The organism is Agrobacterium bohemicum (genome assembly GCF_002896715.1).
GTDB lineage: Bacteria > Pseudomonadota > Alphaproteobacteria > Rhizobiales > Rhizobiaceae > Agrobacterium > Agrobacterium bohemicum.
The window spans coordinates 217,970-233,769 of record NZ_PGEL01000025.1; the positions used below are offsets into that span (position 1 = coordinate 217,970).

Annotated in this window: 12 protein-coding genes; 1 reads left to right on the top strand and 11 read right to left on the bottom strand. The window is 55.9% G+C overall.

Annotated features, from left to right (window positions below; genetic code table 11):
- Window positions 1-124: 124 nt before the first annotated feature.
- The 11 genes from CUC55_RS13145 to CUC55_RS13195 all read right to left on the bottom strand — a co-directional run bounded on the left by CUC55_RS13145 (window position 125) and on the right by CUC55_RS13195 (window position 12,810).
- Window positions 125-1,378 (bottom strand): MFS transporter, encoded by a 1,254-nt coding sequence (locus CUC55_RS13145; protein ID WP_103088141.1) that lies wholly within the window; start codon window positions 1,376-1,378, stop codon window positions 125-127.
- Window positions 1,378-3,741 (bottom strand): TonB-dependent siderophore receptor, encoded by a 2,364-nt coding sequence (locus tag CUC55_RS13150; RefSeq protein ID WP_245417756.1) that lies wholly within the window; start codon window positions 3,739-3,741, stop codon window positions 1,378-1,380. Before CUC55_RS13150 ends, CUC55_RS13145 begins: the two co-directional genes overlap by 1 nt.
- A gap of 109 nt (window positions 3,742-3,850) precedes the next feature.
- Window positions 3,851-4,804, bottom strand: coding sequence for a FecR family protein (locus CUC55_RS13155; protein WP_103088142.1), 954 nt, complete (start codon window positions 4,802-4,804; stop codon window positions 3,851-3,853).
- Window positions 4,805-4,887: 83 nt separating this feature from the next.
- Window positions 4,888-5,394, bottom strand: a complete 507-nt coding sequence (locus tag CUC55_RS13160; protein ID WP_067647962.1) for a sigma-70 family RNA polymerase sigma factor — start codon at window positions 5,392-5,394, stop codon at window positions 4,888-4,890.
- Between the two features lie 592 nt (window positions 5,395-5,986).
- Window positions 5,987-6,988 carry a sugar kinase gene (locus CUC55_RS13165; RefSeq protein ID WP_103088143.1) on the bottom strand — a complete coding sequence of 334 codons (1,002 nt, stop codon included), beginning with the start codon at window positions 6,986-6,988 and terminating at the stop codon, window positions 5,987-5,989.
- Between the two features lie 6 nt (window positions 6,989-6,994).
- Window positions 6,995-8,053, bottom strand: coding sequence for an ABC transporter ATP-binding protein (locus CUC55_RS13170; RefSeq protein ID WP_103088144.1), 1,059 nt, complete (start codon window positions 8,051-8,053; stop codon window positions 6,995-6,997).
- A 29-nt stretch (window positions 8,054-8,082) separates the two neighbouring features.
- The gene (locus CUC55_RS13175; RefSeq protein ID WP_170063883.1) at window positions 8,083-8,904 is read right to left on the bottom strand and encodes a carbohydrate ABC transporter permease; all 822 of its coding nucleotides are present in this window, start codon (window positions 8,902-8,904) and stop codon (window positions 8,083-8,085) included.
- Window positions 8,904-9,842 carry a carbohydrate ABC transporter permease gene (locus CUC55_RS13180; protein ID WP_067647978.1) on the bottom strand — a complete coding sequence of 313 codons (939 nt, stop codon included), beginning with the start codon at window positions 9,840-9,842 and terminating at the stop codon, window positions 8,904-8,906. The genes CUC55_RS13175 and CUC55_RS13180 overlap by 1 nt, the downstream gene beginning before the upstream one ends.
- Entirely contained in the window at window positions 9,842-11,170 is a 1,329-nt protein-coding gene (locus tag CUC55_RS13185) for an ABC transporter substrate-binding protein (protein ID WP_067647981.1), read from the bottom strand. Before CUC55_RS13185 ends, CUC55_RS13180 begins: the two co-directional genes overlap by 1 nt.
- Window positions 11,171-11,254: 84 nt before the next feature.
- Window positions 11,255-11,914, bottom strand: coding sequence for a GntR family transcriptional regulator (locus CUC55_RS13190; protein ID WP_067647986.1), 660 nt, complete (start codon window positions 11,912-11,914; stop codon window positions 11,255-11,257).
- An 11-nt stretch (window positions 11,915-11,925) separates the two neighbouring features.
- The gene (locus CUC55_RS13195) at window positions 11,926-12,810 is read right to left on the bottom strand and encodes a dihydrodipicolinate synthase family protein (protein WP_103088146.1); all 885 of its coding nucleotides are present in this window, start codon (window positions 12,808-12,810) and stop codon (window positions 11,926-11,928) included.
- 291 nt (window positions 12,811-13,101) lie between these two features.
- Here CUC55_RS13195 and CUC55_RS13200 point away from each other — a divergent pair, with 291 nt between their 5' ends.
- Complete coding sequence (locus tag CUC55_RS13200; protein WP_103088147.1) at window positions 13,102-15,771, top strand: DNA translocase FtsK; 2,670 nt, start codon at window positions 13,102-13,104, stop codon at window positions 15,769-15,771.
- Window positions 15,772-15,800: the final 29 nt, after the last annotated feature.

Below are 15,800 nucleotides of genomic sequence, written 5' to 3' on the forward strand. Positions count from 1 at the left end.
TATTGAATTTATTTATTTTTATAACAGGCGCCTAGAGNTTTCTGTTTAATGGCGAATGCAGTTTTCGCCGAGCGCGGATTTCCATCGCTCATTAAGCTCGAGAATATTCGGTCGCAGATAAATTCTACCTATGAGGGTTTTGGCCCATGGGCTGTGAAGCAAGTTGACTTTTCAGCAGAAGAGCAATCGCCGGTGCGGAGAGCGCGGAAACAGCCGCGGCGATTAGAAAGGACGTGTGGTAGCCAAAACGTTCGGCTATCGCACCTGCGCCGATGCCGCCAGCCATGCTGACGATGCCGTCCATGCATTGGAAGAGGGTGAAGTCTATGCCTGCCTGACGGGGGTCGGACCAGCCCATGAAACACGCATAGAGTGCTACGAAACCAATCGACATGATCCCGGACGAACTTGTGATCGCTACAATCATCACAATCCAGTGCGCGATGTCGCGATGAAGGCTGAAGGTGGCGAAGGCACATNAAAGTACGGTTTGGGCGATGATCGACATAACAAGCACGCGCGAAGGTCCGTACTGGCGCACCAGAAAGCCACCCAAAAGCGCCCCACCAAAGCCCACGATCATGCTCCCCGCACCGTTGAACGTTCCCAAAGTCGCCAGATCAAAGCCGTAGTCGATCAGGAACGGGCCCAGCATTGCCAGTCCCCATTTCTGAGCAGCCACGTAGACCGCCGCAATCACCAGGCCCGCCTGGACCTGTGGTCGTTTAAGTGCGCGCAGCATGGATGGCGTCTGGTCATGGGTCTGAGCTTGCGCCTTCGCAGCGGGCCCGNAAATGAAGGGAAGTGCGAGCAGCATGACAAGGACTGCCATGACCAATGTCGCATTTCGCCACCCGTAATAGTCGACAAGAACAAGAAACAGGCCCGCGCCGATGGCAGAGCCGAGATACGAACCTCCAACCTGAGCAGCATTTCCCCAGCCGTGATGTTCCACCGCCAGCGTCTCGACTGCATAGCCGTCGCACGCGATGTCTACCGTTGCCGTCACCACTGCGACCACGAAAAGAATGGCAATAGCCATGCTGACGGGCGATGGCCCCGTGAACGCCAGAATGACGAGGCCTGACGCGCAAATGGTGACGCCAGCGCCGACAATGATACGTGATCTGTTTTTGCCAAAGCGGGGCAACCTGTAACGCTCTATGTAAGGTGACCAGAGAAACTTCAGAGCCCATGGCAAAACGATCAGATACAATAGTCCGATCTGATCGAGAGGCAGTCCGGCAGTTCTCAGGACTGCCGGGAGGCCGAGAAAGGTCAATCCACCGATAACGCTTTGCCCGACATAAAGGCCGCCGACGGCCGCAAAAACGGACGCTGGCGAGGGCCTTTTATGCGCGGGATCATGCTGCAACATCAGAAGCTATACTTTATGCTGCCGATAACTTTTCTACCCTCGTCGTAAAGGCAATAGCCTTTTGAGCAAACCTGATTGACCTCATTGAGCAGGTTCGTTGCATTGACTTGCAACTTCACGCCCTCCATTGCGTCGTTGAGTTTGCCGAGATCGTAACGCAAGGCTGCATCGACGAAGGTGCCGGGCTTGTTATTGTAGACGGGCGTGTGAATATCGTTGCCAAAGCTTGAGCCCACGTAACGTATGCCAGCTCCCACGCCAAGCCCTTCAAGCACGCCGCTCTGCACCTCGTAGTCGGCCCACAGCGAGGCCGTATGATACGGCGTTGAACCTAATTGATTACCGACAGTCGCTGCAGACTGCCTGGTAATTTCAACGTCGTTATAGGAGTAACCGCCAGTGAAGCTCAAACCGTTGTCAAGCGAAGCGGTGACCTCGAATTCGAAACCACGTGAGCGGAGATCGAGCTGCCGCAGCAAGGAGGTACCCGAAGAGGTGTCATAAAGAGAGGCGTTTTTCTGATCGATGTCGAAATAGGCGGCAGAGATGAGAATGTTCTGATCTGGAACTTCATACTTCACACCGACTTCATATTGCTCGCCGAGCATTGGATTTGCCTGGCTGGTCGTACCATCCAAGATCACGCCTGTGTTTGCGAGATAGGAAGTGCCGTAGCTAATGTATGGCATCAAATTCCAAGGTGTAACGTAGCCCACCGATGCCCGCCACGTGGTTTCGCTATCACGCCGTGAACCTCCAACGCCATTGCTCGCATAGTCGCTTTCATGCCAGTCGTGACGCAGACCAAGGCCTATGCGCCATGCATCGATTTCAATCTGATCCTGAGCGTAGATCCCGATTGAATTCTGCTTTTGATTTGTGGTGGTGGTAACCGTCGGAACGTAGATAGAGGTCGCAGTGAACTGCGTTCCTCCTCTACCCTGGCGCGACTGATATTCCATAAAGCTATAGTCGATGCCGCCAATCAGCTTGTGCTGTGCGGCACCAGTTTGGAATTCGCCTTCCAGATAGGTATCCGTTGCAAGGCCTCTGTTGTCCTCATAAACGACCCCAGGAAAACCCTGGTACGCATATTTCTGGTCTGTCGAAAGATCGGAATAACGCAGCTTTTGATGCAGCGTGACGCTTTCGTTCAATTCATGTTCAAGCTCATAACCAATTCGCCATTGCTTTTGCTTGAAATCATTAAAGCGTTCGTCGCCGCCATAGACGGGCGTCGCCCCGTTTGCATCATTGACATATCCCCAGGTCGCGCCGGTCGTGGAGTCCATATACTCCCCAAGGATGGTAAATTTAGTGCCTTCGTCCGGCTTCCAGGTTATCGCCGGTGCGATCATCACGCGGTCATCCTTGATCGCTTCGACCTCGTTGCGCGCATCTCTTCCGACCCCTGTCAGTCGATACAGGACCGATCCGTCATCCGTAACAGGTCCAGCCAAATCAAAAGCAGCCTGGACACGTCCATACGACCCGTATTGCAGCTCGATTTCCCTCAACGGTTCTTCGGTCGGTCGTTTAGAAATGACGTCCACAATACCACCCGAGCTGCTTGCGCCATAGATTGACGCTGCCGGACCACGCAGGATCGTCAGTGCTTCCGCTCCATACGTTTCCAGACGAAAGAGACCGTTTGGACTGCTGATCTGGCGCAAACCGTCGCGGAAGACACCATTGTAGGTTAGGTCGATGCCGCGAAGTTTAAAGGCGTCAAAGCGCGGCTCGGCGCCATACTCGCCACTGCGAACGCTAGGAGTGTAATTGATCGCCTCTTTCAGGTTCTGAGGTTGCCTGTCATCCAACTGCTTCCGGCTGACGACCGACACAGACTGCGCCGTCTCGGCGACAGGTGTGTCCGTCTTCGTTGCGGTTCGTCCGGATTTGGCAACATAGCCGCTTGTTTCGATGATACCGGTCACGCCGCCGGTGCCGGTGCCTTGAACGACGATCGTTTCCAGAACCGTTGAACCATCATTGCTTACTGCTGCCTGCTGTGTGCTAGCGGANGGGTCGAAAATGCGGACGTTGGAGCCGGTGATCGTGAAGTTCAGACCCGAACCTGCGAGCAACTGGCTGACTGCTGCAGACACGCTGAGCGGTCCACGAACCCCTGCCGTCATCTTGCCCTTCGTGATCGCGGATGGGTAGAGCATGCGCAGGTTGGCCTGACGGCCAAGCGTAAGGATTGCGCTTTCCAGCGGTCCGGCGGGAACCGACAAAGGGGTAGCAGCAGTGGAGCTTTGTGCCCNGGCGTCAACAGTCCCGACGACAGTTGCAAAAGACAATCCAATTATCGCCGTTGTCGTCAGCCACAGCTGTTTGTGTACCCGCTTCGCCAAAGTCATATTAGTCCCCTTCCATGCCTGATCAGCAATTCACTGCGCGACCGCGCAATGCTTTCTGTTGACCTAGAGTGAAAAGTGACCTGACATCCTGATGTGGATGGTGAAAAAATTATCTGGAGCGCACAAGCACCATCATGCTCGATAGTCTTGTCACGGCGAGGGGTAGGTTGCTTTCAAGAATGTGAAGCGCCTGATCCGTGTCTTTGAGATCGNAAATGCCGGAAACACTCAGACGTGCCGCCGCGTCATCAAGGATGACGATCCGACCATGGCGATATTGTGCGAGTATCCTCAGCACCTCCTGTAGCGACTGCCCGGNAAAGACAAGTTTTCCCTCACGCCACGCCGTATTGCTCGCCACGTCTTGTCGCGACCGGGTTATTTTTCCGTCGCTGTCCAGCGTTGCAACATCTCCAGTCCCAAGCAGTGTAACGCCAGTCGGGGTTTCCACCTCCACCTGACCTTCTTCGACCTGTACCTCTTGTGGCAGCGCCGCGTGCGCAGCACGCACGGCGTAATGCGTCCCGAGTGCTTTGGCCCTCAGACCGTTATTCTCCACGATGAANGGGCGGTGTGGATTCTTCGCTACATCGAAAAACGCTTCACCTCTCAAAAGTACGACGCGTCGTTCTTTCTCAGAATAAAGTGTCTGGACAGCGGCATCGGAATTCAGGCTGACGACGGTGCCGTCCTCAAGGGTTATTACGCGTGTTTCGCCGATCGAGGTATAGTGGTCGGCTTGCAGTCGGTCGATCATACCCGTTTCTCGAGACAGGAACGCCGCTACGGNAAAAAGACAGATAAGGCTAACTGTGGCTATGACAGCTCTGCTGGAGCGTGACCGGTGACGATCTGCCGGAAGGGCAAACGGGACATCGCGCATATCCCCCCAAACAGACTTCATGTCATCATAAGCGCCTTGGTGGGCAGGATTTGAGGCGAGCCAGCCTCGAAACGCGTTATGATCTGCCTCGGTAGCATCGGCAGACTGCATGCGGGCAACCCAAAGCGCGGCGTCTTCAGCAAGACCATCGTCCATCAGGTCGCCTGGGNTTTTTCGCATGGGAAGATCGCCGCTCTCAATTTCGGGTCGGGGTGTGCATCCTTATATAATGAGTGNAAAAGATACGAGGGCCTGATGTTCGGTCAGCTATTTATTTTAGCTCGGGCCTGGCGGCAGTGAATCAAAGCTTTGATGATATGCTTTTCCACCATGTTTCGAGATATGCCGAGCTTGGCTGCGATCTCTCCGTTGGGAAGTCCATGAATGCGACTGAGCACGAAAACCTGCTGGCAGCGTTTTGGGAGACGTCCAATTTCACCAGCCATCGCAGCAAGATGCTGGCGTCCCGTAACGATCTGTTCTTGGTCAGGTCTATCGCATGCAACACCCACTCCGTCTTCCAGGGAAACGAGAAGAGGACGCTCCCGCGATTGTCGGATGATTGTCAGGCGCGCAACGGATTTCGCGATTTGGTAGAGGTAAGCGCGAGGGTTTTCTATCAGGGTCGCCTGGGACACTTCCAGCGCTCGCAAAGCCGTCTCCTGCATTGCATCTGCTGCGTCTTCACGATCTTGAAGGCGGTAACGGAAAAACCGCATCAGCCGGTTCTCTTCCTCCGTCTCTAAAAGCTGCAACAACGCCTTGCTCATAAATGAACTGTTTCCAAAAGTTTTCGGAAGACCCAAAATATGACAGAGAATGGGTCGCCGATAACATGATAATAATTATCATGTTTATNAAACTCGGATCGCTGATGCTAGTCCCNAAAAAGATCGTGCAATGATTGATTATTTTTATCGAGAGGCCTGTTGCTGAATTGCACAGTTGCAACGTTTCCCCGCCTTGTTGTGCAAATATGGATTGCGACGTGCGGTACACGAGCATGCTACTGAAAGCGTCTGTCAGTCCGAAGNCCCCCCATTTGCGGCCCCTCAACAGGAAACGCATTGAAGGAGGTTGATGTCAAATATGATATCAGCTAGGAGAATGCTGTTTGCAGTCGAGTGAAATGTCTACGTAGCTCAGTAGGATAGAGCACAGGATTCCTGGTTTTAAATTGGGGGTTACGGTTGGAAACTCCGTGATCGATCTGCTCAAATTCGGGGAACGCTTTGCTGAACTTTCAGCATGCCAATCCCGAGCCAAGCTCCTGGGAAACCGGGTGAAGGTGTAGAGACTGGTAGGGCAGCACCTACAGGCCGCAAGGTCCATGGTGAAGGGACAGTCCAGACCACGAACGCCTCATGGGGCGGCGGTTAAAGCCGAAGTGGTATGAATCCTGGGGTCGGAGGTTCGAATCCTCTCGTAGACGCCACTTTTTTNAAAACTCAGCGCTGCTTCAGCTTCCGCACGTGTCGGCGTACCTGTGCGGCCACCAAAGACCTGACATTTTAGTGCGGCTGCGACCGAGGAAAGTTGGATTGCTGTGCGGCTTGCCATCCCTTCGGCTATGGCAAGAGCGAAGGTGCCATGAAATACGTCTCCCGCCGCCAGCGTATCGACCGCCACCACTTTTAATGTGGATTGGAAGTAAACGTCGGGACTTCCCGGCTCTGTCCAGTAGCAGCCAGCAGGTCCTGCTGTTACGGCGATGAAGGTCTGGGGGTATCGGGCATGTAGGATCGGCAACATGGTGGGCACGTCGGCTGTGCCGGTCAGACGTTCGGCTGCGGGTTCTGNAAAGATGATGTGAGTTGCAGCAGGCGCCAGGCGCTCCAAGGTTTCCACAGGCGCCACATCGCCATCGAGAATAGCCGGTTTGCCGAGAGAACGGGCAAGTGTCAACACATCGAGTGCCAAGTCCGGCCAGCGGACATCGACCAGTACGGCATCGAACGGCGACAGGTCTTCGGCCGTGCAGGAACGTTTGGTTTCATGCAGTTTGTGATCGTAAAAGGGAACGATCAATCGCTCGCCGCTGTCATCGATAATGATGGTCGAAAGGGCGGAGCGTGCGNCCGTCGCGATGGTCATTCCGGATGTGTCGATGCCGCTTTCCGAAAGGTCGCGAAGGATGCGGCTTCCTGTTTCATCATCACCGACCGCTCCCCAGAGGCTGGCGCGACCACCCATGCGGTGAACGGCATAGGCTGCGCTCGACGCCATACCTTCGGCAACCTGCACCATCTCGTAGGGCAACACCTTGCCCTGGCCGGTGGGCATGTCGTGGACCCGAAACAGCGTATCCAGTACAGCAGCACCCACGCAAAGCACATGCTTGCGATGNTTTGCGTTGTCATCCATGGGCGATCAGATTCGCTTGCCTGTTTCCCGGTCGAACAGATGCACGGAGGCGGGATCGATGGCAACGCTGACGGTGTCACCGAACCGGATATCCAGCCGCTCGCGGAACAGGCACGCGACGTCTTCGCCCATGCAGTTCAGCTTCGTATAGATTTCCGAGCCGGTGCCTTCCACCAGTTCGACGCGCCCCGTAATCCCGTTTTCGGCAACGCGGATATGTTCGGGCCTGATACCGTAAATGAGATCGCGCCCGCCAAGGTCCGCAGGGTTTGCCGTTGCAGGCAAGGGCAGTGTGAGACCCTTGCTCGTACGAAAAACGCCTTCCTCGATGTGTCCGCGAATGAAATTCATCGCGGGTGAGCCGATGAATCCGGCAACAAAAAGGTTGGCTGGTCGGTCGTAAAGCTCAAGCGGTGCGCCGATCTGCTCAATGACGCCGTCATGCAGCACAACGATCTTGTCGGCCATGGTCATGGCTTCCACTTGGTCATGCGTAACGTAGATCGTCGTCGTGCCGATGCGCTGGTGCAGGGCCTTGATCTCGCCGCGCATCTGCACACGCAGCTTGGCATCGAGGTTGGACAGCGGTTCATCGAACAGGAAGACTTGCGGATCACGCACAAGAGCGCGGCCCATGGCAACACGCTGGCGTTGCCCGCCAGAGAGCTGGCGCGGGAAACGATCCAGTAGCTTGTCGAGCCCGAGAATAGCCGCCGCCTTGTTGACCTTTTCTGCGGTTTCGTTGGCACTGACCTTCTTGAGCTTCAGCGCAAACCCCATGNTTTCTTTGACCGTCATATGTGGATAAAGCGCGTAGTTCTGAAACACCATCGCGATATCCCGGTCGCGGGCGGGCAGGTTGCTGACCTCACGCGAGCCAATATGGATTTCTCCGTCGCTGACTTCTTCCAGGCCTGCAATCATGCGCAGCAAGGTGGACTTGCCGCAGCCAGAAGGGCCGACAAGGACCACGAACTCACCATCGCCGATGTCGATATCGATGCCGTGGATGACGTTGACTGAGCCGAAACGCTTTTGAACATTTTGAATATTGACCGGTGCCATGATTTTGATCCCGTAATGAATTTGATGAGTTAGCCGCCCTTGACGGCGCCCGCGGTAAGGCCGGCAACAATCTGTTTCTGCGCAAACATCGTCAGTAACAGCACTGGCAGCGTGACGATGAGGGCAGCGGCCGCAAGCGGACCCCAACTGACCTGCTCGAAAGACAGCATGTTATAGACCGCGACCGGTAGTGTGCGCGTTTCGCGGCTGGCCAGCACGATGCCGAAGACGAAGTTGTTCCATGAGAAAATGACGGCGAGAATGAAGGATACGACGATGCCGGGTTTGGCGATGGGCAGTGCCACAAGCCGGAAGACTTGCCATGAGGACGCGCCGTCCATGCTTGCTGCCTCTTCCAGTTCCTTCGGCGTCGTTTCGAAATAGCCGATCATGATCCAGACCACGATGGGCACGGTGACGACAAGATGGATGATGATCTGCGGCCACAGCGTGCCGAGCAGGTTCAGCCATTGGAACAGGAGAAACAACGGAATGAGGAAGGAGAGGCCGGGCGTCATGCGCGCAATCATGATGACGATGGCCGCCTTTTCTGCCTTCAGACGTGCAATGCCGTAACCTGCGGGAACGCCGATGACGAGTGCGAGAAAGGTTGCCGCTCCCGTAACGAGTACGGAATTCCAGAAATAGAGGAAGAAGTTGTTTTCCTCGAATACCTTTATGTAGTTCGACCACGCAAAGCGTTCTGGAATGAGGATGGGCGGATATGCACCGTTGTCGATCTCATANTTTAGCGACAGCGAGATCATCCAGAGAAAGAACAGGATGACGGGCGAGATCATGACCAGTGCCACGAAGAACAGGCCGATCTTGTCGAGTGTCTTGCGTTTCATCAGCGATCCTCCATCTCGTTCCATTGGGTGCGGGCACGTACCATCAAGAGTACGAAGGACAGCGCGACGATGACGATGAAGAAGACGACGGCCATGGCCGAGCCGTAACCGATGTCGTAATAGGCAAAGGCGGTGTTGTAGAGATAGATGTTGATCGTCTCAGACGCCGTACCGGGACCGCCCTGCGTCATCGCATAGATGATGTCGAAGCTTTTGACGGCATCTATGGAGCGGATGATGACGGCTATCATCAGGAATGGCGCAATCATCGGCATGGTGAGATAGCGGAACTTCTGCCATGCGTTTGCGCCGTCGATTTCAGCACTTTCGTATGGCTCGCGCGGCACGGCGGCGAGACCACCGAGAACGATGAGCATGACCAGCGGTGTCCACTGCCATGTTTCCACCAGCACCAGCGAGGGAATGACGGTAGACTGGTTGTAGATCCATTCCAGCGGGCCGATGCCGATAAGGGACAGGAGATAGTTCAGCACGCCGAGCTGCGGGTGAAACATCATGGTCCAGACCAGCGCGATNGCAACCGGGGTTGCCATCATCGGCATGACGAAAACGCCGCGCAGAAAGCCGCGCAGCGGAAATTGCGCATCGAAAAGCAATGCCGCCAGCGTGCCAAGAAACAAGGGTGCGACAACCGATAGCGTCGTGTAGACCAGCGTGTGCCAGAGCGACTCCCAGAACCGCGCATCGCTTGCCAGACGGATGTAGTTGTCGAAACCAATGAAGCTCTGTTCCTGCCCCAGCGTCCAGCGTTGCGCGCTCATCCACAGGGTGAACACCCACGGAAAAACGATGACAGCTGCGATGACGACGAGTGCGGGAATAACGAAAGGCCAGTAGTTGGGAGCAAGCCGCGTGGGCTTGCTCCTTCTGACGAGTTTCGTTGTCTTTGCTGTGTTTTCGATGCTGACGGACACCATTATCCCTCGCTACGTGCCAGAACAGGTGCGAACTGCTCGGTCGCTTTCTTGAGTTCCGCCGCCGGGTCTGCTCCACCAATCATGTTGGTCAGGCCGACGCCGTAGATATCGCGGAATTCCGTGACCGGGATGATGACGGGTAGCGCCAGCTTGGAAACCTTGCCGGAGCCGACGACGGCGTCCAGCCACTCGGCAGGCATCTTCACGCCTTCACGTACCTTGGCATCTTCCAGAATGGACTGGCGGAACGGTACACCCGCACCGGCCTGCAGCAGCCGCGCACCCATTTCGTGAGAAATTGCCCATTGGCAGAAGAGGTAAGCTGCTTCTTTCTTGGTGGAGGCTTCGACCACGCCAAGGCCATCACCGAATGTACCTGCAGCCTGTTGCGCCGGACCCTTCGGCATGACCCCGTAACCAGCCTTGCCAACGACGCGGGACTTTTCCGGGTTTTCGATTGGCGGTGCAAAGCCGACGCCATCGAACCACATGCCGATCTTGCCTTGAAGGAAGGCCGATTGCGCTTCCGCCCAGTTGAAACCGGAAACGCCGGGAGGGGCCGACTTGGTCATCAAGCGCTGGTAGAGCGTTGCCGCCTCCACCGCTTCCTTGGTCATGGCGTCGATTTTGCCGTCCACGATTGGCGCGGCGCCATAACCCAGCATCAGCGAGGTCCAGACCGGCGTGTTGGCGTTCTTGAGGCCTCGTGCCACGAAACCATAGGTATTGGTGGAAGGATCGGTCAGCGCTTCTGCTGCGGTGACAAGCTCTTCGAAGGTCTGTGGATATTTCAGGCCCTTGGCTGCAAACAATTCCTTGTTCCAGTAGAGGATCCAGTAATCCACCGAGAAGGGCAGGGAGCGCAGAACGCCATCGCTATCCTTGGCAAACTGCATACCCGCCTCTGCAAAATCGCTTTCGACAAGCGAAGTATCGGTCAGTGTCGGGTCCTTGAGGAAGCCGCTGATATCAGCCAGCCACTTGCCTTTTTCGAACTGGCGCTTCTGGACGTGGTAGCTCAAATGCACCACGTCGAAGCTTGGCCTTCCGGAGGATAGTTCGATAACGACCTTCTGGCGCTGCTGCTGTTCAGGTGTTGCCTCGGCATTGACCTTGATGCCGGTCAGTTCTTCGAATTCCTTGATGTATTTCAGAAGCGTTTCGCTGCGCGGGCTTTTGACGAGGTTGACTTCCAGCGTCGTGCCAGCGTGCTTCTTCCAATCGACAGCAGCGGCTGCGGGGCGAATGCCGAACGCGGCAGTCCCGGCAATGGCTGCCGTTCCGGCCATAAATGCACGGCGTGTAGGATTGAGCAGTGAATGCGTCATGTTTTCCTCCTCCTGTTTGGCCGAAAATCTCCTCACCTTCGGCCGATTGTTTATAATTCGTTCCTCATCGGATCGACCGATGGTCTAAACTGCCAGAGCCCGGTCCCTCGCATTGCGAATGTGGGCGACCAGTCTTTCCGAGGCCTCTTCGGGTGCCCGCCGCTCGATGGCTTCGAGAATGGTCAGATGTTCAGCCATTACGGATTTGACGTGACCGGCAATGCGAAAGCGTTCCTGGTTGATCAGTCGCATCTTGATCGAGTTCACGCGGTAGGCATTCGAGATAATGGAATTACCCAGCGAGTCTATGAAGGCGTCGTGCATCCCCCAATCAACCGCTTGGGCGCGCGCATCCAGTTCCGGTGAACTTTTACCGCTCTGGGCTGCCTCTCCAATATCACGGTGGTCCTTTATCATCTCGGCAATCGTCTCGTCGGAAGCTGTGCGCGTAAAAATAGCCACGGCCTCCTTTTCCATAAAGATGCGAAACTGGAATGCTTCGCGGATGAGGTTGATGTCGATATGCGCCACTTGAAGTCCGCGCTGCGGCACCGTCTTGATCAATCCATCCGCTTCCAGCCTTGGAATAGCTTCGCGGATTGCGCCAAGCGGTAAGCCTGTCAGTTCCACGAGGCGGCGTTGGGAAATAAACTGACCAGGGCGAACATCACGCGCGAGAAGATGGAGCGTAAAGCTCTCATAGGCCCTTTCGCGCAACGTAGTCTGTTCGCCAGTGTCATCCATGCATTTTCTTTCTAAGCCGCTTGGCTGCGGAAAAGCGACTCGAACGCCGCCACAAGCTTTGTACGGTTTTCAGCGGAAATGGAAACCAGTGGTGGACGAACGGAATGCCATATCTTTTCGCCGGTCACATGAGAGACGAGAACCTTGACGGCGGGTGTGACTGGATATTTCAGAAGCTCGACGACCAGGTCTTCGATGCGCTTGTCTTCCACGCCGTCCACGGCCATGGCGCGGATTTCAGACGGTAGGAAGTTTGCGCAGCCGGAAATCGCACCCTGNCCCCCAAGGCGAACACCTTGTGCCAGATGACGCTCGTCGCCGATGAGGATGATGAGGTCACGGTGTTCGGCCAGCAGTCTTTGCGTATAGGGCCAGTCACCGGACGAATCCTTTACGCCAGTGACGATACCCGGAAAGGCATGGCGCAGGCGACCGATCAGTTCGACCGACAGTGCCACCATGGTGACAGAGGGGATGTTGTAAACGAGAATGTCGCGCGCCTTGTCTCCAAGCTGCTGGNAAACAGACGAGAACCATTCGAACAGACCATCATCGGTGACGTTCTTGAAATAGGAAGGAGGTGCCAGAAGAATGTTGCGTGCACCGGCGTCAAGCGCGGCTCCTGCCTGATCGGCGGCGTCTTGCGCCGAGTCGACCAGCACACCCGCAACCAGAAACTTTGCATCGAGACCCGCATCGAGGCATGCCGACAGCACTTCCGCGCGTTCCCTGTTGCCGATGGTGCTGCCTTCACCGGTTGTTCCAAACACAGTGACGCTGTTGCAGCCAGCGGCTAACGAGCGCTTGGCCTGCGTGATCATGGTCGGGAAATCAATGCTTCCGTCCTGCGCAAAGGGGGTAGTGAGTGCTGCCGAAAGGCCGAATTTACCAGTCAATGTCCTGCTCCTCCTGAACTGACTACCATCTGATACGACATTAACATGTTAGATGTAAAGTCAATATTTGTTAGATGTTAATAGTTGCTGGCAAAATGAGCTAGGGACGGTTGTCAACGACTGTAAAGGTTCGGAAACATTGACATTTTCTCAAAAATGTAGCCGGGGCTATCGCGTGTCCATGCAGACACAGCCATAAATAAGATGATGAAAACGCATCCAAAAGGGCGCGTTGGCAACATGTGATTAACCTTTATTTTCTATCTCATTTGTTGTGCCGAATGTCCGTTTATGATGAGTGTACAGGCTGTGATGCGTTTTCCTCGATCGAATTCAAACTATTCCCTCAACATGATAGATGAGCGAGGACAGGAGCAGTCCATTGCGGAGCCTAGCGCTTCGCAGGATAGCCGCCATGAGTTGATGCCGTTAACGGCAGACCAGCGTGCCGTTATAGGGCATAATGNCGACCAGAACGCAGCCAATGCGATCGAGGGTCGTGAAGAGATGCCTTTGTGGCAAAACCACTTTACGCTTGGGCCAAATGTACGTTTTACACGCACGCCGCAAAATCTTGTGGCTGGAAAGCAGGCTCCGACTTCTGCTCAAAGCAGAACCGAGACTGAAATCGTGCCCGTAGCCGCTGCGCCAGAGCCAGTGGAGATCGCCGCCGTCGAAAAGATCGCACCGAAGCAAGAGCCTGTCGAGCGCAGGATCGCCAAGCCAGCCGTGCTGCCGCAGCCGCCCGGCGCGACAGGTGCGCTTGCTCTGACCTATCGTCTGCGCCGTGAACTTGCCTTGCGTCAGGAGCAGGAAGCGTCCGCGCCTACCGAAATCGCTCCCGACGTGACGCGCGAACCGGACGCAGTCAGTGCCGAACAGATTGACGTTGCATGNTTTCCGGCCGAGCAGACCCCTGCGTCATTCGACGTTCCTGCCTTTGCAGAAGTCCTATCCGACGAGATGTTCTGGGAAGCAATGAGCCTGGATGTGGGGACGACCATCCTGCCGCCGTCCCAGCCCATGCGGCTTGCGGAACTGGCACGCATCAAGGCGCAGAGGGTTGCCGCAGCACCGGTTGCACGGGCTGTCGTCAAGCCCGCTCCTCTTCCAGCGCAGGTCATCCAGCAAACACGTCCAACCGTTGAAAAGCCAGCATTCATCAAGCCGGAAGGCTCAGCTGTCGCGCTTTATCGGCAGGTCGATGTCCGTCCCGTTCAACAGCCCGACACTCAGGACGTTGAACAGGTTGAGGTCGTCGCGACGGTTGAAGCGCCAATGCCGATGGCTGCCGTTGTCGAGCAGCCGGTGATCGAAGCTGCCGCGCTGACCGCGCCGCGCCGTGAAATGCGCACGGTTGCTCGCAACGCCAATCAGCCGATGTTTCTGGATGCGCCGGTTTTCGGCGAGGGCGAATACGAGTTTCCGCCGATTGATCTGCTGCAAAAGCCGCAGGTTTTGCAAACCACGACGATGACGCCTGAAGCGCTGGAACAGAGTGCTGGCCTTCTGGAAAGCGTGCTGGAAGATTTCGGCATCAAGGGCGAGATCATCGATGTGCGTCCCGGTCCCGTCGTGACGCTCTACGAATTCGAGCCCGCCCCCGGTGTCAAATCTTCGCGTGTCATCGGCTTGTCGGACGATATCGCCCGCTCCATGTCGGCGCTGTCTGCTCGTGTCGCCGTGGTGCCTGGCCGCAACGTCATCGGTATCGAATTGCCGAACCCGGTTCGTGAGACGGTGTATTTCCGCGAACTCATCGAATCCCCCGATTATTCCGAAACACGGATGAAGCTGGCGCTTTGCCTTGGCAAGACCATTGGTGGAGAGCCCGTCGTGGCGGAACTCGCCAAGATGCCGCATCTCCTCGTGGCAGGCACGACCGGTTCCGGTAAATCTGTTGCGATCAATACGATGATCCTGTCGTTGCTCTACCGGTTGAAGCCGGAAGAGTGCCGCCTGATCATGGTCGATCCCAAAATGCTGGAGCTGTCAGTCTATGATGGCATTCCGCATCTGCTGACTCCTGTTGTGACAGACCCCAAGAAGGCCGTCATGGCGCTGAAGTGGGCCGTGCGCGAAATGGAAGATCGATATCGCAAGATGTCGCGTCTGGGTGTTCGCAATATCGATGGCTATAATGCCCGTGCTGCCTCTGCTCGCGCCAAGGGTGAAACCGTGATGTGCAACGTTCAGACCGGTTTTGATCGCGCCACGGGTGAGGCAGTCTACGAGCAGGAGGAAATGGACCTGACGGCGATGCCGTACATCGTCGTTATCGTCGATGAAATGGCCGACCTGATGATGGTGGCGGGTAAGGAAATCGAAGGTGCTATTCAGCGTCTGGCGCAGATGGCCCGTGCCGCCGGTATCCACCTCATCATGGCGACACAACGGCCTTCGGTCGATGTCATCACCGGTACCATCAAGGCCAATTTCCCGACGCGCATCTCCTTCCAGGTCACGTCCAAAATCGACAGCCGTACCATTCTCGGCGAACAGGGTGCCGAGCATCTGCTGGGGCAGGGCGATATGCTGCACATGGTCGGCGGCGGGCGCATCTCTCGTGTGCACGGTCCATTCGTGTCGGATGAAGAGGTCGAAAAGGTTGTAGCGCATCTGAAAACACAGGGACGTCCGGAATATCTGGGCACCGTTACCGAGGATGCAGACGAGGCGGACGAGGGCGTGGAAGAAGATAGCGCCGTTTTCGACAAATCGGCCATGGGTGAAGACGACACGGCGGACCTTTACGAAAAAGCTGTGAAAGTCGTCCTGCGCGACAAGAAATGCTCGACGTCATATATCCAGCGTCGCCTGTCCATCGGCTACAATCGTGCGGCATCCCTGGTTGAGCGCATGGAACAGGAAGGCATCGTCGGACCTGCCAACCACGTCGGTAAGCGTTCCATTATCGTCGGTGAACGTGAGATGTGCGAAGTGCCGGGTGCGGTGGACTAAACGTCCTTCAAAGCTGAAGCAGTTGATCG

What these genes read in the sequence shown, in the direction of transcription:
- CUC55_RS13160 (WP_067647962.1), bottom strand. Translation starts at nt 5,394, where the DNA reads ATGAGCAAGGCGTTGTTGCAGCTTTTAGAGACGGAGGAAGAGAACCGG.
- CUC55_RS13185 (WP_067647981.1), bottom strand. Translation starts at nt 11,170, where the DNA reads ATGACGCATTCACTGCTCAATCCTACACGCCGTGCATTTATGGCCGGA.
- CUC55_RS13190 (WP_067647986.1), bottom strand. Translation starts at nt 11,914, where the DNA reads ATGGATGACACTGGCGAACAGACTACGTTGCGCGAAAGGGCCTATGAG.